This window comes from Agathobaculum sp. TL06, from assembly GCF_054658635.1.
In genome coordinates this window covers 71,929-89,850 of the sequence record NZ_BAAGGY010000005.1, presented here as the reverse complement: position 1 = coordinate 89,850, position 17,922 = coordinate 71,929, and the positions used below count along the sequence as shown (strand labels likewise).

Annotated in this window: 16 protein-coding genes; 10 read left to right on the top strand and 6 right to left on the bottom strand. The window is 58.9% G+C overall.

Features of this window, described 5'->3' with window-relative positions; translation table 11 throughout:
- Positions 1–107: 107 nt before the first annotated feature.
- Both ACYQ3S_RS04435 and ACYQ3S_RS04430 read right to left on the bottom strand, forming a co-directional pair.
- Positions 108–1,424 carry a sensor histidine kinase gene (locus ACYQ3S_RS04435; protein ID WP_459687510.1) on the bottom strand — a complete coding sequence of 439 codons (1,317 nt, stop codon included), beginning with the start codon at positions 1,422–1,424 and terminating at the stop codon, positions 108–110.
- A 102-nt stretch (positions 1,425–1,526) separates the two neighbouring features.
- Positions 1,527–2,798, bottom strand: a complete 1,272-nt coding sequence (locus ACYQ3S_RS04430) for a YkvI family membrane protein (RefSeq protein ID WP_459687509.1) — start codon at positions 2,796–2,798, stop codon at positions 1,527–1,529.
- A gap of 129 nt (positions 2,799–2,927) precedes the next feature.
- Between ACYQ3S_RS04430 and ACYQ3S_RS04425 the strand changes: the two genes are divergently transcribed.
- Positions 2,928–3,539: a GntR family transcriptional regulator gene (locus tag ACYQ3S_RS04425; protein WP_459687508.1), complete on the top strand. Its 612-nt coding sequence runs from the start codon at positions 2,928–2,930 to the stop codon at positions 3,537–3,539.
- A gap of 21 nt (positions 3,540–3,560) precedes the next feature.
- On the opposite strand, the gene ACYQ3S_RS04420 is transcribed toward ACYQ3S_RS04425, so the two are convergent.
- Complete coding sequence (locus ACYQ3S_RS04420) at positions 3,561–4,751, bottom strand: pyridoxal phosphate-dependent aminotransferase (RefSeq protein WP_459687507.1); 1,191 nt, start codon at positions 4,749–4,751, stop codon at positions 3,561–3,563.
- A gap of 181 nt (positions 4,752–4,932) precedes the next feature.
- Positions 4,933–6,588, bottom strand: a complete 1,656-nt coding sequence (locus tag ACYQ3S_RS04415) for a tryptophanase (RefSeq protein ID WP_459687506.1) — start codon at positions 6,586–6,588, stop codon at positions 4,933–4,935.
- 395 nt (positions 6,589–6,983) lie between these two features.
- On the opposite strand from ACYQ3S_RS04415, the gene ACYQ3S_RS04410 reads away from it, so the two are divergent.
- The 4 genes from ACYQ3S_RS04410 to ACYQ3S_RS04395 all read left to right on the top strand — a co-directional run bounded on the left by ACYQ3S_RS04410 (position 6,984) and on the right by ACYQ3S_RS04395 (position 9,679).
- The gene (locus tag ACYQ3S_RS04410; protein WP_459687505.1) at positions 6,984–7,214 is read left to right on the top strand and encodes a helix-turn-helix transcriptional regulator; all 231 of its coding nucleotides are present in this window, start codon (positions 6,984–6,986) and stop codon (positions 7,212–7,214) included.
- On the top strand, positions 7,201–7,614 hold the full coding sequence (locus ACYQ3S_RS04405) for a hypothetical protein (RefSeq protein WP_459687504.1): 414 nt from the start codon (positions 7,201–7,203) through the stop codon (positions 7,612–7,614). Before ACYQ3S_RS04410 ends, ACYQ3S_RS04405 begins: the two co-directional genes overlap by 14 nt.
- Positions 7,615–7,719: 105 nt before the next feature.
- Complete coding sequence (locus tag ACYQ3S_RS04400; RefSeq protein ID WP_459687503.1) at positions 7,720–8,388, top strand: GTP pyrophosphokinase; 669 nt, start codon at positions 7,720–7,722, stop codon at positions 8,386–8,388.
- A gap of 28 nt (positions 8,389–8,416) precedes the next feature.
- Positions 8,417–9,679 (top strand): DNA recombination protein RmuC, encoded by a 1,263-nt coding sequence (locus ACYQ3S_RS04395; RefSeq protein WP_459687502.1) that lies wholly within the window; start codon positions 8,417–8,419, stop codon positions 9,677–9,679.
- A 332-nt stretch (positions 9,680–10,011) separates the two neighbouring features.
- Here the strand turns inward: ACYQ3S_RS04395 and ACYQ3S_RS04390 are convergent, their stop codons facing one another.
- The gene (locus ACYQ3S_RS04390) at positions 10,012–10,692 is read right to left on the bottom strand and encodes a response regulator transcription factor (RefSeq protein WP_459687501.1); all 681 of its coding nucleotides are present in this window, start codon (positions 10,690–10,692) and stop codon (positions 10,012–10,014) included.
- Positions 10,693–10,862: 170 nt separating this feature from the next.
- On the opposite strand from ACYQ3S_RS04390, the gene ACYQ3S_RS04385 reads away from it, so the two are divergent.
- From ACYQ3S_RS04385 to ybaK, 5 genes are all read left to right on the top strand, one after another.
- On the top strand, positions 10,863–12,674 hold the full coding sequence (locus tag ACYQ3S_RS04385; protein ID WP_459687500.1) for an efflux RND transporter periplasmic adaptor subunit: 1,812 nt from the start codon (positions 10,863–10,865) through the stop codon (positions 12,672–12,674).
- Complete coding sequence (locus ACYQ3S_RS04380) at positions 12,674–13,396, top strand: ABC transporter ATP-binding protein (RefSeq protein WP_459687555.1); 723 nt, start codon at positions 12,674–12,676, stop codon at positions 13,394–13,396. Before ACYQ3S_RS04385 ends, ACYQ3S_RS04380 begins: the two co-directional genes overlap by 1 nt.
- Before the next feature lie 2 nt (positions 13,397–13,398).
- A complete protein-coding gene (locus ACYQ3S_RS04375; RefSeq protein ID WP_459687499.1) occupies positions 13,399–14,574 on the top strand; it encodes an ABC transporter permease in 1,176 nt (391 codons plus the stop codon).
- A 117-nt stretch (positions 14,575–14,691) separates the two neighbouring features.
- A complete protein-coding gene (locus ACYQ3S_RS04370) occupies positions 14,692–16,542 on the top strand; it encodes an S-layer homology domain-containing protein (protein WP_459687498.1) in 1,851 nt (616 codons plus the stop codon).
- A gap of 115 nt (positions 16,543–16,657) precedes the next feature.
- The gene (gene ybaK, locus ACYQ3S_RS04365; RefSeq protein ID WP_459687497.1) at positions 16,658–17,137 is read left to right on the top strand and encodes a Cys-tRNA(Pro) deacylase; all 480 of its coding nucleotides are present in this window, start codon (positions 16,658–16,660) and stop codon (positions 17,135–17,137) included.
- Here the strand turns inward: ybaK and ACYQ3S_RS04360 are convergent.
- Positions 17,124–17,894 (bottom strand): hypothetical protein, encoded by a 771-nt coding sequence (locus ACYQ3S_RS04360; RefSeq protein ID WP_459687496.1) that lies wholly within the window; start codon positions 17,892–17,894, stop codon positions 17,124–17,126. The two genes, ybaK and ACYQ3S_RS04360, sit on opposite strands and share 14 nt — an antisense overlap.
- Positions 17,895–17,922: the final 28 nt, after the last annotated feature.

Below are 17,922 nucleotides of genomic sequence, written 5' to 3'. Positions count from 1 at the left end.
ATTTTACTATTTTATCACAGCGTAACGGGGCTTTGCAATATTGCCGCCGCATTTCGCTGTATGGTACGGCGGGCGCATTACCCGTGATGCGGTTCCGCAGAAACACATCAGGATGGCCGCTGCATGGGGAGGTCCTTCAGCACAGCCTGAAGCACGAATGTCTGACCCTGCGCCTCTGCGTTGAACCATCCGCTGTAGCGGCGCACCGTGTTTTGGATGCTCAACAGGCCGAAGCCATGCCCCGCCTGCCGTTTGCTGCTGGCGGGGAGGCCGCCGCGCGCGAACGACACCGTTCCGGCAAAGGGGTTGGACACGGTGATGGCGATGCGCCCGTCCGTCCAGGCCGCGCGGATTTTGAGCCAGCGGGGCGCGTCCTGCGGCAGCTTTTCCATCGCTTCCAGTGCGTTTTGCAGCGCGTTGCCGAAAATGACGCACAGATGCAGCGGATCGACGACCTTCAGGACGGGCAGGCACATCTGGCAGTCAAAGTCGATGCCCCGCTCCCTGCAGGTAGTCTCGTAGTGGCCCAGCAGCGCGTTCACCGCGCCGCTGACGCAATAGGGCCGGTAGCTGGAGGAGGGGATGGACTGCTCCATTCCCGCGACATAGGAAACGATCCCTGCCATATCGCCCTGGCTGCACAGGCCGCTCAAGGCGTTGACATGGTGGCGTAAATCGTGAAGCCGGATGCGGTTTTCCTGCAGCTGGGCCGTAAGCTCGGCGTAATACCGTTCGGACATGGCCAGTTGGACCTCCAGCTCCTTGGCGTGATCCGCGGCGGCCTTTACCCGACTCAGGGAAATCACCAGCATGGACAGCACCACGCCGCTGACTACGCATACGAGCAGCAGGTTGATATGCTCGCCCTGGCGGTAGAAGATCAGCTCGGGATAGGTGGTCATGGCGAGGATCATCAGCTCCAGCATGAACACCGTCATGGCCAGCGGCGCCCAGGGTACCCCTTCGGCGTGCCACAGGTGCTTGAAGCGGGGGATCAGGAAGCGCACCGCAAAGACGGTCCCCAGGATGACGCCCAGGCTGCGCACGGAAAGCATGCCAAGGTTTGCGGTGTCAAAGGGGAAAAACCAGGACCCGATCACATAGCCCGCGGTAGAACTCAGGACGGAAGCCACGTCGCAGGAAAAAAAGATGCACCAGAACTGCCCGTCCCGCCGCTGGGCAACAAAAAGCCCCGCAGCGATCTGAGGGAACCAGTAGGCGGTGCCGAATATGGAGATGGCGGTATCCGGATCGAAAAGCGCCGCCAGCACACCGCAGCAGCCCAACAGGGCCAGTCCCACGGCGTTAAAGAACAGGAAGGTGGCTTTGCGGGAAAAGCGGGAGGGGAGCGCCGCCGCCATGGTATTGAGTTGGCAGAAAATCAGCACGGTGTTGAAAATCATGTTGGTGACATGCAGACTCATGGTTCGTCCCCCCTTGTTTCTTTCGATTTGACGGCCCCCTGGCGGGGGACGAAATCGATATTTCGTTTTTGTGTGCTATTTTATTAAAATTATAGCATTTTTTCACCCGTCCCACAATAGGCAGGGAAGTTGTACGGGGAAAACAGGCGCGTTTCGTTGTGCGCGGTGGAGAGGGGGACGAAATATTGATTTTGAAAAGCTGCGAGGAGCGTATGGGGACAGGTGGCAGCCGCAGGGGCGCGCAGGGCGAAAAGCCCCGCGCGCCCCTGCGGCTGCGCCTCGTGAAAGGATCATGCCTTTTCCTGCGCGGCTTTCCCGCGCTTTGCCAGGATTATAATTGACCAGCATGCCGAGGAAGATCAAAATACCCATGTAGCCGTACAGCGAATAGAGGAAGGATACCAGATTGACAAAGCCGATCTGGGTCGAGAGCAGCGCCACAACGGCAACCGCGATAATGACCATATTCTTTCTGGAGGCGGAGAGTCTGCCAATGGTGTCCACGCGCGCCTTAATGCCGAACAGCGCGCCGACGGCCGTGGTGTAAATGGCCGCGAACAGGACGAGGACGTAAACGATTCCGACTGCCGGGCTGACTTCGGACGCCAGGGAGAGCATGGGCATATCAGCGCCCGCTACCGTTCCCGCGTGCGAAATGACCGCTATGTAGACAACGGCTGCGAAAAGCCCGAGGATAGCCGCGCTCAGGACGGGGGCGAGGGCCGCGCCGCGGTCGTTTTTCATTTTCAGGGCAAGGGGAGGGAGCGCGCCCACACCGCCCAGCGTGCTGTAAAAAACAAAGAGGAGGGCGGAGAGAAACCAGTTGCCGACCATGCTGTTGGGCTGGATGGCGCCTGTCGGGTCGGAGAAAGCAACTACGGGCGCCCGCAGTATCGCCGCGATGCTTACCGCCAGCGCGGCAACCGTCATCAGAGGGACCACGATATTAAAGCTTGCAATCAGGCTGTCCGAGCCCCAGTAGACCGTCAGGATGGAAAGGACGACCATGATGACGCCGCCGAGCAGCGGGGTCAGGCCGAACTGCGCGTCCAGAAGCGAGCCGGCGCCGGCAATCATGATGGCAAACATGCCGAACAGCAGGAACGCCATGAATACGTCCACAATGTCCAGCAGGAGCCTGTTGCCGCCGGGGACGATCAGCAGATTGTAGTTGTCCGTCTGCATGCGGCGGGCAAGCAGCATGATCAGCGCGCCGTATATCGCGTACAGCGCCGCCGATACGAATATCCCTGCAAATCCGTGCAGGCCGAACCCGCCGAAGAATTGCAGAAGCTCCTGGCCGGAAGCAAAGCCCGCGCCGATCATGGAGCCGACGAAGGTCATGGCCACGCCGAATGAGGTTACCTTTTTCATCTTTTTTACCTCCCATGGTATTTGTGTGGTTGCCTGCCGGCATTTCCGTGAATCAGATTGCAAGCATACGGCAATTTTGCTATAATGGAACCATAAAAGTACGATAGAGTGAGGGAGAAGTTGCATGATATGAATGCAGAGGACTTATATCAGGCGCTCCGCGCGCGGATACTGAACGGTGACCTGAAGGCCGGTGAACGGCTTGGGGAGATCCCGATCGCGACGGAATACAAGGTCAGCCGCCTGTATGTCAAACGCGCGCTGCAGCGATTGCAGGACGAGTGCATGGTGGAGCATATCCATAACCGCGGCTATTTTGTACTCGAGCTGCCGGACAGCTTTTTCGAAGAGATAGACGATATCCGGCAGGCCCTGGAGGGCGTGATCGTCAAGCGCGTGATCCGCGTGGGGACGGAGGAGGAATTTGCCGCCCTGACAAAATCCTTTGACCGGATCGATGTCTTTATTCGCAACAATATGATCGAGGATGGACTGCAAGAGGTGGAAAAATTCTATCAGATGATGTACCACATTGCAAAATACCAGCGGGTCGAATCCATTTTGGAGACTTATTCCAGCTACATTGCCGTGATTCGCAAGCGCTCCGCCTCCACAACGGAAGAGCATCTCAAAAGCCTGGAGAGCACGCGGGCTCTGCTCGATGCGATCACAGCGCGGGACGAGAGGATGGCGCTGCATTATCTGGATGAGCGCCAGAGGTTCCTGTTCCCGCTCCTGTGAGCGGCTCTGCCCGCGCTGCGCTCAGGGAAGGCTTTGCACCGCCTGCGCTAGCAGCGTGAGCAGCAGCGGGATGCTGGACCGCTCCGGCAGCATCAGACGCACCGCGCGGCTGTCCAGACCCACATACGACTCGCAGCTGACGGTAAGAATGCCGCTTTTCATCAGGTGCCGCTGCAAATGAAAGCCCGGGTCGCCATCGTAATACAGCATGAGGATTGGCGTGCTGTCATAGGTTTCGGCAATGCGGAGCGGCTTGCCGAACTGCCGGCTGTATCGCGCGACCGCTTCGGACAGCTCGCGCTTGCTCTGCTTGACAGGGAGTATCCCGAAGGGGTCCTGCGGATGTTCCAGCTTGGTCTGAAGCGCGGTTTCCGCAAGCGCCCGGGCGATGCCGTTGCTGTTGAAAGGCAGCACCAGCTTGGAGAGCTGCTCCAGAAGGTCGCTTTCGGTCGAGGCGACCGCGTAGCCCAGCCGCACGCCCGCCATGCCCCAGCCCTTGGAAAAGCTTCGGGTGACGATCAGCTGCGGGAATTCCGCAACGAGGTTGATGGCGCTGCTGGCGAACGGGATATATTCCGCATAGGCTTCGTCCACAACCAGAATCCGGCCAAGCGCCTGCGCCCGCTGCGCGATGCTTCGCAGCGCGGCCAGAGGAATGGCCTGTCCGGTGGGGTTGTTCGGGTTTTCTACAATGAACAGACGATATTCGGCGCTCATGCACGCGATATAGCCAGCCGCGTCAAAACGATAGTTTTGCGCTTTATCCAGATAGTAGCATTCATAAGAAGAACCGCTGCAATTGACATGGTCGATGTATGCGGTGAACTGGGGCGCACGCCCGAGGACCTTTTGCCCATGCGTCAGGCACAGGAGGTTCAGATTGCACAGGATATCATACGAGCCGTTGCCGAGGATGAAGTTTTTCTCTGTCAGCCAGCCCTCGCCCACATGGTTCCGGTGGTACCAGTCGGCAAGCGCGTGCTTGAGGGATTCCCCGTGCGGGTAATATTTGATTTCGGCATAGTCGCCGTTGTAGATATCCGTTTTCTGCTGAAATGCGTGCAGACGCTGGAAAATGCAGTTGCCCAGAAGGTCGGCGTTGACGCCGAGGGAGCAGTCGATCTTTACATTCCCCTCCGGTGTGTTGCCGGCATAGTCCTTCGGGATGTAGCCGCAGATATAGGGATTTGCCGATATCCGGCAAGGCGTCATGGTTACCCCTCCTTGATTTTTGTACGGTAGATGTTGTTTTGCTGTGCTTGGGAAATACAAAAGCGTTATTATGGCAGCGCCGGTGAAACCGATAGGGTTGTTCACCGGCGCTGCATGCTGTTCCGGGGCCGCGCGCTTTCCACGCGGCGCAGGTTACGCCCAGATTTTCACACGGATATGGTTACTTTTCTTCGTTGGGGTAGGGCTCGAGGAAGGCATGGAAGTGACGCATCGGCAGCTTGTGGCCCCAAACGATGCGCATATTCGGGATGGACTCGCGATCCTCATACAGCGCCTTGACCGCCGCGATGACGTAATCCAGATGCTCCTGGGTCAGACGGCTGCGATCGATCGCAAAGCGGACCACGTTCGCCAGCTCAGCCTGCTGCTCTGGGGTCTTCAGGTCGTATTCCATGGAGTAGTCGCCCAGCTCGGATACACGGATGCCGTAGCGGCGGATCAGCTCCAGCGAGAAGCCCTCGCCCGCGAAGGTATCGTGGCCGCGCTTGCCGTCAAAGAACTCATCCATGTTGATGTACACCGCATGGCCGCCAGCCGGCAGCACAACGCCCTTGACGCCCGCCTTGTAGAAGCCCTCGGCCAGATAGTTGCACTGTGCAACGCGCTCGTTCAGGTAGTTGAAGTCGCAGCTCTCGTACAGGCCGACCGCCAGCGCCATGATATCACGGCCCGACATGCCGCCGTACGAGTCGTTGCCGTAGCAGGAGATCTGCTTGACCTTCAGCGTAACGCCGACGTCGGTGATGATGTTGCCGTTCTCGTCAAAGTCGGAGAAGTTCTTCCAGAACAGGCCCTTGTCGCGGAACGCCAGCATGCCGCCCATGTTCGCATGGCCGTCCTTCTTGGCGGACATGGTGAACGCGTCGCAGTACTGGAACATCTCGGTCGCGATCTCCGCGATGGACTTGTCGGCGTAGCCCTCTTCGTTCATCTTGATGAAGTAGCAGTTCTCCGCCCAGCGTGCAACGTCGAATACCAGCGGGATGTTGTACTTGTGCGCCACGCGGTTGATCTCCTTGATGTTCGCCATGGAGACCGCCTGGCCGCATACCGGATTGTTCGTGATGCAGCAGAATACCAGCGGCACGTTCTCCGGACCCACGCCCTGGATGAGCTGCTCGAGCTTCTCAATGTCCATATTGCCCTTGAACGGGTTCTTCTCGTAGCGGCCGCCTTCGGGTACTTCGTACAGCAATTCCTTGTTGTACAGGTTGCGCGGGATCGAGCCCATCTGCTTGATGTTGCCCTCGGTCGTGTCAAAGTGGCCGTTGGACGGGATGGTGAACTTCTTGCCCGGGTAACGGCGGGCCAGAATATTGCGGACAATCTCCATCAGCACGGACTCCGCCGCGCGGCCCTGCTGGATGATAAAGGAGTTCGGACGCTCCATCTGCTTGGCGCCGCCGTTGAACAGCCCGCCCTCGTACTCGCACAGGTATACCTCGTTCATCATCTTCTCTACGTCGCGGCAGTCCGTGCGCACCAGGTCGATGATCTTCTTCCAGTTCTTTTCGCCCCCGCGCTCGAAAATGTCGCGGAAGGTATCAAGCAGTACATAGTAGCCCGTGTTGCGGCCATACGCCTCGTCGCCCAGGAACAGCGACGCCCACTGATGGTTGGTCATCGCGGTGGTACCCGAGTCCGACAGCATATCGACCGTCAGCATAGCGGCCGGAAACGCGAACTCGTTCCAGTGCGTCGCGTTCAGCGCGCGCTCGCGCTGCTCGATCGTGACTTCGGGGATATCACGAACAGCGAACGTATAGTGATGCGGTGCAGGTACATCCAGCGGATAGTGAGCCATTTTTTTGTCCATATTTATTACCTCTTTCATCCTTCATCCTTCTCTTTCGTTTTCCACATAATTGATATCAATTTATATATATGATATCTAACTTATAAAAATATATCTTTTTGAAAAGAAAAAAACAATATATGAATTATAAAAAATATCACGGAGTATTTTAGCAAAATTGCATAGAACAACGGCCGCGCGTTGGGAAGTTACCAACCAGTGTATGGGCAAACAGGAAGCCTGTGTAACAACGGATGGTAAGAAACAGAGGATTCTTGAGGGATAAAAAAATAGGATATCATGGGTTTTGTATTGACCGCGAAGTCGGGTAATTTCCCCCTTGACAATTCAGATAATATCTATATAATATGAAGTATACTTCACATGAAATAAACTTCATATTCGGCGGTGATGTAGTGAAAAACCGTGTAAAGGAACTGCGAACGGCCGCTGGCATAACACAGCAGCAATTAGCGGAGCTGGTCCATGTGTCCTCCAGAACGATCATTTCGCTGGAAAAAGGACAGTACAACCCCTCGCTGCTGCTGGCCTACCGTTTAGCGGAGCAGTTCGGCACATCGATCGAGGAACTCTATTGTCTGAAAGAAAACAGAGAAGAGGAGGATAAGCGGTATGAAAATTTATAACAAAAAAACGTTCCGGTATGGACTGGGCTTTATTGTGCTTGGCGCGCTCCTGCTGCTGACCGGCATATGGCAAGGCTTTGACCTGAAAGGAACGGTTATGACGGTTCTGTGCCTGCTGATCGGCGGCGGAGGGCTGGTCCGCAGCTTTTCCCGGGAAATGTCGCGCGAGGACAAGATCGCCGAACTGGATGAGCGAAACCGCATGGTTGAGTGGCGCGCCAAAAGCCGCGCATTGGGCATCGCGGAACTGGTATGCTTTGTGTGCATCCTGTTCAGTATTTTCGGGATGCAGGTGATGGAGGCGTTCTTTGGCGGGATGCTGGCAGCGTTTGGCTTGATGCTTACCGCGATGCTGCTTGTCGAATTGCTTACGCTGGTGTATTACAACAAAAGGCTTTGATGCCGTCTGTTTTTGCGCAGGCTGCGCCGGCCGGATTGCCCGGCCGGCGCTTTTATGCTATAATGCAAATAAAGAAATGTAAAACCTGTGCGCAGGAGGAATGCAATGGAACTGACCGATTTTCTCGAAATGGATATGCTGGGTGAACACGACGCGGAAAAACTGCTGGAATCCGCCATGCAGCTGCAGCAGATCATGCTGCTGTATGAGGCGGGAATCCGAGAGATCAAGACAAAGCTGGATATTTTGAGCGACGAATCGAATATCTCCGGCAAGCCAAGTCCGATTGATTCGATCAAGAGCCGCATCAAATCGCCGCGCAGCATTATCAAAAAGCTCAAGCGGCGCGGCTTCCCGATTTCTCTACAGTCCATGATGGATAACCTGAACGACATCGGCGGCATCCGCGTGATCTGCCCCTTTATCCAGGATATCTATACGGTGGCGGATATGCTGATGCGGCAAAGCGACCTGACACTGATCGAAAAGAAGGATTATATTGCCAACCCCAAGCCGAATGGTTACCGCAGCCTGCACCTGATCCTGGAGGTGCCGATTTTCCTGTCGGAAACGACCAAGCCGGTGCGGATTGAGCTGCAGCTGCGGACGATTGCCATGGATTTCTGGGCGAGCCTGGAGCATCAGCTTCGGTATAAATCCGATGTGCAGGTGCCGCCGCACATTTCGGACGACCTGAAGGAGTGCGCGGATGTCATCGCGGCGACCGATGAGGAGATGCAGCGCATTGCCAAGGAGCTGCATGTCCTGCAGTAAAACACAAAGCTGAGAAAGGACCGAGACAATGCAATACCTATCTGTGGCCACGCTGGTACTGGTCGTTATCCTGCTGGTGCTGGTCATCATCCTGCTGACGCGGAAGCCCGCGGTCCAGGAACGGCAGGAGGACAGCGGCGCGATCGCGGCGCTGGGGACGCTGGTCAGCCAAAATCTGAAGGAAGGCCGCGCGGCGCAGTTGGACCAGCTTTCCGCGATGGAGAAAAGCCTGTCCGGCAGGATGGGCGGCGTGACCGACCAGTTGGGGCAGTTTGAAAAGCGGCTGCACGGCTTTACGGCGGAAACGACGCAAAGCCTGGAAAACATCCGCGCAGCCGTGGATAAAAACCTGCGCGCCCTGCAGGAGGATAACAATAGGAAGCTGGACGATATGCGGCGGATCGTGGACGAAAAGCTGCAGAAAACGCTGTCCGACCGCATGAATGAATCGTTCAAGCTGGTCAATGAGCGGCTGGAACAGGTCTATAAGGGCCTTGGTGAGATGCAGACGCTGGCGCAGGGCGTGGGCGATTTGAAAAAGGTCCTCACCAATGTCAAGACCCGCGGCATTGTGGGCGAGATCCAGCTCGGCGCCATTCTGGAGGATATCCTTGCGCCCGAGCAGTATGAGGTGAACGTCGCCACACGGCCGGGAAGCCGCAACGTGGTTGAATACGCGGTCAAGCTGCCGGTGGAGGATGGGGGCTTTATCTGGCTGCCGATTGACTCCAAATTCCCAGGCGAGACGTATGGCGCGCTGCGCGACGCCTATGAGAACGGCGCGCGCGAACAGATCGACGCCTGCGCCAAAACGCTGGTCAACACGCTGAAAGCGGAAGCAAAGGATATCCGCGACAAATATCTGGAGCCGCCGTATACGACGGATTTCGGCATCCTGTTCCTGCCGTTCGAGGGGTTGTATGCGGAAGCGGTCAGCCGCGGCATGGTGGAGGTGCTGCAGCGCGATTACCATGTGAACATCGCGGGGCCGAGCACGATGGCGGCGCTGCTTAATTCGCTGCAAATGTCGTTCCGCACGATTGCGATACAAAAGCGGTCCGGCGAGGTATGGAGTGTGCTCGGGGCGGTCAAGACCGAGTTTGATAAATTTGAGGCCTGCCTGACGCAGACGCAGACCCGTTTGGATCAGGCCAGCCGCGAGCTGGACAAGCTGGTCGGCACGCGCACCCGCGCGATTCGGCGCAAGCTCAAAAGCGTGACCGAGCTGAGCGAAGCGGAAAGCGAAACCGTGCTTGCCTTGGGAGAGGACGCGGCGGAGCCGGAGGAGTAAAGAGAAAAAGGGGCTGTCCCGGGGGGACAGCCCCTTTTTCAGGAGAAGATTAACAAAATCTTAAGAAAATTTTCATTATTTTGAGAGGGAAACCGCAAGAAAAAAGGGGTACAATACAATCAAGGACAAGCCTTGTGATACATAAGGCGCGGGACAGGAAATGCGGACAGAGGAAGGGGCATGGCATGAAACACTATGGTTTGAGGTTCGGCGGGCTGTGGACCCTGCTGAAGCGCATCGCGGACAGTTGGTTCGGCCCGATCGAGCGCGGTAAGTACCGCGGCCTGTAAAAAGCAAGAACGCCGCAGCGGGATGACCGCTGCGGCGTTTTATTATGCCTGCATATTGGGCTGGACCTCCAGATAGTAGCCAACGCCGCGCTCGGCCTGGATTTGGACAACGGAATCGACCGCGCGCAGCTTGCGCCGCAGGAGGGACAGGTATACTTCAATGTTGTTGTAGCGCGCCTCGGTATCGCAGCCCCAGACCTTTTGCCGCAAGGTGTCGCGCGGCAGGATCTGGCCGGGATGGAGTAGAAACAGCTCCGCCAGCTGCAGCTCCTTGCTGGAGAGGCGCACCTCGCCCGCGCGGCCGGAAAGGAGAAAATGCCCGCGGTCGAGCGTCAGGTCGCCCGCACGCAGCAGCCGCGGCTGAAGGATGCGTCCGCGCCGCCCGAGCGCGCGCACCCGTGCCAGCAGCTCGGCGATCAGGAACGGCTCGGTCAGGAAATCGTCCGCGCCGGCGTCCAGCGCACGGATGCGGTCGCGCGCGGAGGAGCGCGGCGCAACCACAAGAATGGGAACCGAAACGCCGTCCTCCCGCACCATGCGGAGCCGGATGGGCAGGGCGGCGGCGTCCGTATCGGAAAAGAGGACGACCACGTCGTAAAGGTTTTCCGGAAAGCCGGTCTGCGTCTGCTCCGGCTGGGGCAGGCAGTCGGCAAGGATATGGTCGCGCCGCAGCGCCGGCAGGATTTTTTCATTGGGGTTGGGGCCGATCAGCAGAACACGCATAGCCGGCGCCTCCTTTGGCAGATGATGCCTTTATTTTGCAGGCCGTGTATGGAGTTTTTGTGTATGAGCGGTGGAAAATTTGTTAAAGCCGGATTTCTTCAATGCTTTTTCAATATACTGCGCTTATGATAGAGCGCGAATTGATAAACCAGCACGGGAGGGAATAGGGTTTGAAATTGCCGTTTGAAAAACTACGCGGGAAGGCCCCCTGGAAAGGAAAAATGCTGTTTTCGGGAAAGAAAAAGCAAAAGGAAGATACGGCTGCGGATATGGCACCGGCCGGCGCGCACAGCAAAAAGAAAAAGCGCAGGAAGCTGAAAAAGAAGGTGGTCATCCCTGTGGCGGCGGTGGTGCTGCTTGCCGGCGGCTGGGGCGTGCATCATATTTTGACAGCCGGCGGCGCGGACGGAACGCAGGCCTATACGGAAAGCGAGGCGGTCCGGCAGGACATCCAGCTGACGCTGTCCGCGACGGGAACCATCGAGCCGGCCAACCAGTACGGCGTGACCGCATCGGTGCAGGGCGAGGTGCTGTCCTGCACGTTTGAGGAGGGCGACGAGGTAAAAAAGGGCGATGTCATGTATGAGATCGACAGCTCGGACGCACAAAGCTCGGTCGAGCAGGCGCAGCTTTCCCTGCAGCAGAGCCAGAACAGCTACAGCCAGACGCTGGGAAGCCTGGACGACCTGAATGTAACCTCGAAAAAGTCGGGCATGATTACCGAACTGTATGTTGAGGTGGGCGACGAGGTGCAGGCGGGCGCGACGATCGCGGATGTGCGCGATTCCTCCGTGATGGAGCTGGAGGTGCCGTTCAATTCCGCGGATGTGGAAAGCTTCGGCGTCGGCGCGGCCGCAACCGTGACAATGGACAGCTCGTTCGAGACGCTGAGCGGCACGGTCACGGCGATCGACGCGGCCGAAACCGTGCTGGACGGTTACCAGATCGTCAAATATGTGACGATACAGGTCAGCAATCCGGGCGGGCTTTCAACGTCCTCCACCGCCTCTGCGACCGTGAACGGCATCGCCAGCAACCAGGGCGCGAGCTTTACATACCGGTCGGAATCCACGATCACCTCGGACGCTTCGGGTACGGTGACGAGCCTGAAGGTGAGCGAGGGCGCGCAGGTTTCGCCCGGCACGGTCATAGCGGTTTTGTCCTCCTCCTCGGTCGAGCAGCAGGTGGAGAGCAGCCGCTTGTCGCTCGCACAGCAACAGCTTTCCTATCAGAATACGGTGGATAAGCTGGACGACTACACGATCACCGCGCCGATTGACGGGACGGTCATCACCAAGAACACCAAGGTGGGCGATACGCTCGACACCACCAATGGGCAGACCACGCTTGCGGTCATTTACGACCTTTCCTACCTGACGTTCGATATCTCGCTCGACGAGCTGGATGTGAACGAGGTGGAGGTCGGCCAGGCGGTCAATATCACCTGTGATTCGCTCACGGACGCGGGGACGATCGAAGGCGTTGTAACCAAGGTTTCGGTCGCGGGTACGACCTCCAACGGTGTGACCACCTATCCGGTGACCGTGCAGATCGATAACCCGCCGGAAGGCCTGCTGCCGGGCATGAACGTGGACGCGACTATCGTGGTGGACGAGGCGGCGGACGCGGTCGCCGTGCCGATCGCGGCGGTGCAGCGCGGGAACACGGTCTATGTCAAGGATGACAGCGCGAAAAACACGGAAAACGCCATGGTGGGCGGCGTGCTGCTGCCCGACGGATGGCGGGCGGTCGAGGTCGAAACCGGCCTGTCGGACGACAGCTATATTGAGATCACCTCCGGCATCGAGCCGGGCGACATCGTCTATGTACCCGAGGTGCAGCGCGACTCGTCCGGCGATGATTTCGGCATGATGCCGGGCGGCGATATGGGCGGCATGGGCGGTATGCCCTCCGGCGGCGGTATGGCAGGCGGCCGAGGCGGCATGCCGGGCGGCCCGGGCGGCGGAGGCGGTATGCCGTGATGACAACCGAAACCAGGACGCCGCTGATCGAGCTGCGCGATATTTATAAGATCTACCAGATGGGCGATACCGAGGTGCATGCCTCGGATGGCGTTTCGCTCAAGATATACAAGGGAGAATTTGTGGCCATCGTCGGGCAGTCGGGGTCGGGTAAGTCGACGCTGATGAACATTATCGGCTGTCTGGACGTGCCGACCAGCGGGCAGTACCTGCTCAATGGCGAGGACGTGTCCGAGCTGACCGACGACGAGCAAGCCGAGATCCGCAATAAGACGCTGGGCTTTATTTTCCAGCAGTACAACCTGATCCCCAAGCTGAACGTGCAGGAAAACGTCGAGCTGTCGCTGCTTTACGCGGGCATGCCCGCCGAGGAGCGCGCCGAGCGGGCGCGGCTTCAGCTCAAACGGGTCGGGCTCGCGGGCAAGGAGAAAAACCTGCCCGCGCAGCTTTCCGGCGGCCAGCAGCAGCGCGTTTCCATCGCGCGGGCGCTGGCGGGCGACCCTTCGGTCATCCTGGCCGACGAGCCGACCGGCGCGCTCGATTCGCGCACCAGCCGCGAGGTGCTGGACTTCTTGAAAAAGCTCAACGACGAGGGCAATACAATCGTGCTCATCACGCATGACAACGGCATCGCGCAGGAGGCCAAGCGCGTCGTGCGCGTGGCGGATGGCAAAATCATTTTTGACGGCGCGGCGCGCGACGCGTTTCCGAGGGGGGACTGACGATGGGGTTCACACAGGCGTTCAAGCTGGCGTTCAAAAGCCTGTCGGGCAGCAAGATGCGTGCGTTCCTGACCATGCTGGGCATTATCATCGGCGTGGCGTCGGTCATCATTCTGGTTTCGCTCATGCAGGGCATGACGGGCGAGGTGACCTCCATGTTCGAGGATATGGGTACCAATACGCTGACCGTGACCGTAACCGGACGCGGCTCCTCGCGCACGGTGGATACGGACGACATGTACGCGCTGTATGAGGAAAACACGGACACCTTTATGGGCATGAGCCCGACGGTATCGGTCATGGGTTCGGTGAAAACAGGAACGGATTCGGATTCCTTCAGCTCCACAGGCGTGACCGGCGTTTCCGAGCAGTACGCGGAGATATCCAAGCTGACGCTGCGGGAGGGCCGCTTCATCAGCTACGCGGACCTGGAGGCCCGCGGCAGGGTGGCGGTCGTCGGGACCTATGTGGCGAATATGCTGGGCGGCGATGCGGTCGGGCAGACCATCAAGGTCAACGGCAACGCGCTGACCGTGGTCGGCGTGCTGGAGGAGCAGGATGATTCCTCCGAAGGCTCGGCAGACGACTGCATATACCTGCCGTATACCACGGCCTCCAAGCTGACGTTCGGCGCAATATCCAGCTTTCTGTTTGCCACCTGGGATGCGTCCCTCAACAGCGAAGGCACCACCCTGATCGATAACGCGCTGTATGCGGTGTTCCAGAACGACGATTATTACATGATCTCTGACATGCAGGAAATGGTGGATTCCATGACCGAGATGACCAATATGATGACCATGGTGCTGGTCGGCATCGCGGGCATCTCGCTGCTGGTCGGCGGCATCGGCATTATGAACATCATGCTGGTCTCGGTCACGGAGCGCACCCGTGAAATCGGTATCCGCAAGTCGCTCGGCGCAAAGAAAAAGGATATCATGCGGCAGTTCGTGATCGAAGCGGGTACGACCTCCGCTCTGGGCGGCGTGATCGGCATTGTGTTCGGCTCGGTGGTCGCGGTGATCGCCGGTCAGATCATCGGCATGACCACGACGCCGAGCGTGGGCGCGGTCGCAATCAGCTTCGGCGTTTCCGTGTTTATCGGCGTGTTCTTCGGCTTCATGCCTGCGAACAAGGCGGCGAAGCTCAACCCGATCGACGCGCTGCGGTACGACTGAAAAGCACCCGAGGGGGCTGGTCCCCCCTTGGATACCGAAAACGCTTCCCGCGGAAACCGTTTTCGGATAACCCGCCCTCGCCTCCGCGATGGGCGCACAAAAAAGGAGGAGTTACTCTTGAAGAAAAAACTGCTTTCGCTGCTGACGGCGGCGGCAGTGCTGCTGGGCGGCCTGCCCGCCGCGCTGGCCGCGTCCGAGGTGTCGGACAGCGTGATCGAGCAGGTGATCCGGTCCACGGAGATTATGGTGGGCGACCAAAACGGGGATATGAACCTGGACAAAACGGTCACCCGCGCGGAATACGCGAAGATGCTGGTCGCGGCCTCCACCTATCAGGACAAGGTGGCGGGGACGTCCAATTCTTCCCCGTTCAAGGATGTGCCGTATACCCACTGGGCGGCAGGCTATATCAAGACCGCCGTGCAGCAGGGCTGGCTGACCGGCTATCTGGACGGCAGCTTCCGGCCGGATAAAACCGTCACGCTGGAGGAGGCCGCGACCGGCGTGCTCAAGCTGCTCGGCTATACGACCGAGGACTTTTCCGGCTCCTATCCGTACGGGCAGCTCGCCCTGTACGAATCACTGGGGCTGGACAGCAAGGTCACCGCGTCGCAGGGCTCGGCCATGACGCGGCGGAACATGATGTACCTGTTTTACAACCTGCTCAACGCGGATACCAAGGACGGACAGGTTTACGCGCAGACGCTGGGCTACACCCTGAACGAGAACGATGAGATCGATTACCTGAATATCGTTTCCGATACGATGAAGGGACCCTACATTGTGGAAAACGGCATATCCAGCATCGTTTCGACAGAGGGGAAAACCGTGTACCGCAACGGCTATGCCTCCTCCGCGGATGCGATACAGCGGTACGACGTGGTGTATTACACCGGCTCCGCGGTATGGGCGTATGCCAACGCGGTGACAGGCACCTACCAGTCTGCCTCGCCCTCGGCGGCGTCCCCGACCTCTGTGACGGTCGCGGGCAACACCTATGAGCTTGAGACCAGCGACGCCGCCTTCGAGCTGTCCACGCTGGGTGGGCTGAATATAGGCGATATCGTGACCCTGCTGCTCGGGCGCGACGGCAAGGTCGCCGCCGCGCTGCCGGCGGACGAATATGGGGCCGAGGTTGTCGGCATGGTGACCGCCACGGGGACCGGCACCTACTACAATTCGGTCGGCAACGCCTATACCTCGCGCACCATTACGGTCACGGCGATGGATGGCAACAGCTATGTATATCCCTGCACACGGTCCTCGATCAGCACAGGGGATTTGGTATCCATCGGTTTCGGCTCGTCCGAAACCGATGTTTCTATCCTGAAGTCCTCCACGGTGCGCGGGGCGGTGTCTGGCTACACGATCGGCAGCAAAACGATGGCAAAGGACGTGCGCATCCTGGATACCAACGCCTCAAGCGCCAAGCGGGTGTATTACTCCCGCTTGAACGGCGCAACGCTGGACTCTACGGACGTGCGCTACTGCGCGACGAACGGTGCGGGCGAGATCACCGACCTGATCCTGCGCGATTTTACCGGTGACCTGTATGAATACGGCATCATCACCAGCGTCAAGGAGCAGTCGGACGACATGAGCGTTTCCGGCAGCTATACCTATCTGGTGAATGGAGAAAAACAGACGCTTTCCACCAACGGCAGAACGCTGGGCGCCTCCAACGGACCGGCCAGGCTGACGGTCGAGGACGGGCAGCTTTCCGCGGTGCGCGCGCTGGAGGAGATCAAGAATCCGGACGCCATCACGCAGCTCGGCGTGTCCAAGGACGGGGACAGTTGGCTGTTTTCGGATGAATGCGCGGTATACCGGTCCGAAAACGCGAGCTACAGCCTGCTCTCCCTGACCGAGCTGCGGAACAATTTCGATTCATACAGCATCACCTGCTATTATGACAAGGACACCGTGGACTGCGGGCGCATCCGCATCATCATCGCGCGCGAAAAATAAAGCGGGCGACGCGGGAAAAGGGGTTTCTCTGAGGAGAAACCCCTTTGATATTTCTTGCTTGTTGCACAAACAATAGCTATAATATCTGTATAAAACGCAGATAGGAGCGAGGACGATGGCTTCGGATAAAACCAATGTGATGCGGGTGCTGGAGCAGCACGGGATCCCCTATACGGCGCATGCGTATCCGCACGGAAAGGAAGCGGTGGACGGCGTAACGGTCGCGCGGCTTTTGGGGCAGGATGAGGCGCAGGTGTTCAAGACGCTGGTGGCGCGCGGCCGGTCGGGCGGCTGCCATGTGTTCGTCATTCCGGTGGCGAAGGAGCTTGACCTGAAAAAAGCGGCCAAGGCGGCGGAGGAAAAGGCGGTCGAGCTGGTGCATGTCCGAGAACTGCTCGGCCTGACGGGGTATGTGCGCGGCGGCTGCTCGCCGGTCGGGATGAAGAAGGCGTTCCCGACCGTGTTTGACGAAAGTGTAAACCGCCTGCCGTCCGTTATTGTCTCCGCGGGCAGGATCGGTTTCCAGATCGAGTGCGCGCCGGCGGATCTGCTCGGCCTGACGCAGGCCAGGACCGCGCCGGTCACGACGGACTGAGCAGCTGCTTTGCGTCCGGAAACAGGGCGAACACGGCCTGCACGCCGCAGCCGGAAAGCTGTGCGAGCTTGGCTTCGAGCGTGGAGGCGTCGTCGAACAGGACAAAGTGCGCGCGTCCCTCGCTGTCCGTATAGGTGAAATACTTGGCGCACAGCTCGCGGGAGAAAAAGGTCTGCGATCCGGTGCGGCCGAGCAGGGTTTCGCGTTCGGTGTCGGTGAGCGGTTTGCCGTTGGGCGAGTTGGACGGAAGCGTGAAATCCTGCGAGACCGGCTGCAGGAACGCCGCGATGCGGGCCGCGCCGTAAATGCCCTGCAGGGAGGAGATGTAGTCGGTCAGGCTGCCGCCGGACAGCGCGGTCGGCGTGGTGAGGATCGCATGCGTCAGCGACCGGCCGCAGGCGAGCGGGACGTAGAACGGGATTTCCGCCTCGTGCAGCGCCTTGTCGAACGCAGCGAGCAGCATTCGGCCGCGCGGGGTATCGTGCTCAAAATCCGCGAACACACCGGGCGCGCCCGTGCGCTTTGCCTCGAACACCAGGTCGGCGGCAAGCCTGTCTGCATTGCAGTCGGCGAGCGAGCGCGGCGGGTCGCACAGGCCGAGCAGGCAACGCGCCTGCACAGTGGGAAGCTGCAGGCGCTGCAGCGCGCCCGTGGGCGTGATGCCAAGACAGAGGTGCAGCACGGGGATGCCGTGCTTCGCCGCATATACCGTGTCGCGGCCGGTGCATACCAGGATGAGATTTTTCGTATATACCATTGTGATCGACTCCCTTGCTCTGGACTTT

Bases quoted from the DNA above. Each gene is read 5' to 3' on its own strand.
- ACYQ3S_RS04435 (WP_459687510.1), bottom strand. From the start codon at position 1,424: ATGAGTCTGCATGTCACCAACATGATTTTCAACACCGTGCTGATTTTC.
- ACYQ3S_RS04430 (WP_459687509.1), bottom strand. From the start codon at position 2,798: ATGAAAAAGGTAACCTCATTCGGCGTGGCCATGACCTTCGTCGGCTCC.
- ACYQ3S_RS04425 (WP_459687508.1), top strand. From the start codon at position 2,928: ATGAATGCAGAGGACTTATATCAGGCGCTCCGCGCGCGGATACTGAAC.
- ACYQ3S_RS04420 (WP_459687507.1), bottom strand. From the start codon at position 4,751: ATGACGCCTTGCCGGATATCGGCAAATCCCTATATCTGCGGCTACATC.
- ACYQ3S_RS04415 (WP_459687506.1), bottom strand. From the start codon at position 6,588: ATGGACAAAAAAATGGCTCACTATCCGCTGGATGTACCTGCACCGCAT.
- ACYQ3S_RS04405 (WP_459687504.1), top strand. From the start codon at position 7,201: ATGAAAATTTATAACAAAAAAACGTTCCGGTATGGACTGGGCTTTATT.
- ACYQ3S_RS04400 (WP_459687503.1), top strand. From the start codon at position 7,720: ATGGAACTGACCGATTTTCTCGAAATGGATATGCTGGGTGAACACGAC.
- ACYQ3S_RS04395 (WP_459687502.1), top strand. From the start codon at position 8,417: ATGCAATACCTATCTGTGGCCACGCTGGTACTGGTCGTTATCCTGCTG.
- ACYQ3S_RS04390 (WP_459687501.1), bottom strand. From the start codon at position 10,692: ATGCGTGTTCTGCTGATCGGCCCCAACCCCAATGAAAAAATCCTGCCG.
- ACYQ3S_RS04380 (WP_459687555.1), top strand. From the start codon at position 12,674: ATGACAACCGAAACCAGGACGCCGCTGATCGAGCTGCGCGATATTTAT.
- ACYQ3S_RS04375 (WP_459687499.1), top strand. From the start codon at position 13,399: ATGGGGTTCACACAGGCGTTCAAGCTGGCGTTCAAAAGCCTGTCGGGC.
- ybaK (WP_459687497.1), top strand. From the start codon at position 16,658: ATGGCTTCGGATAAAACCAATGTGATGCGGGTGCTGGAGCAGCACGGG.
- ACYQ3S_RS04360 (WP_459687496.1), bottom strand. From the start codon at position 17,894: ATGGTATATACGAAAAATCTCATCCTGGTATGCACCGGCCGCGACACG.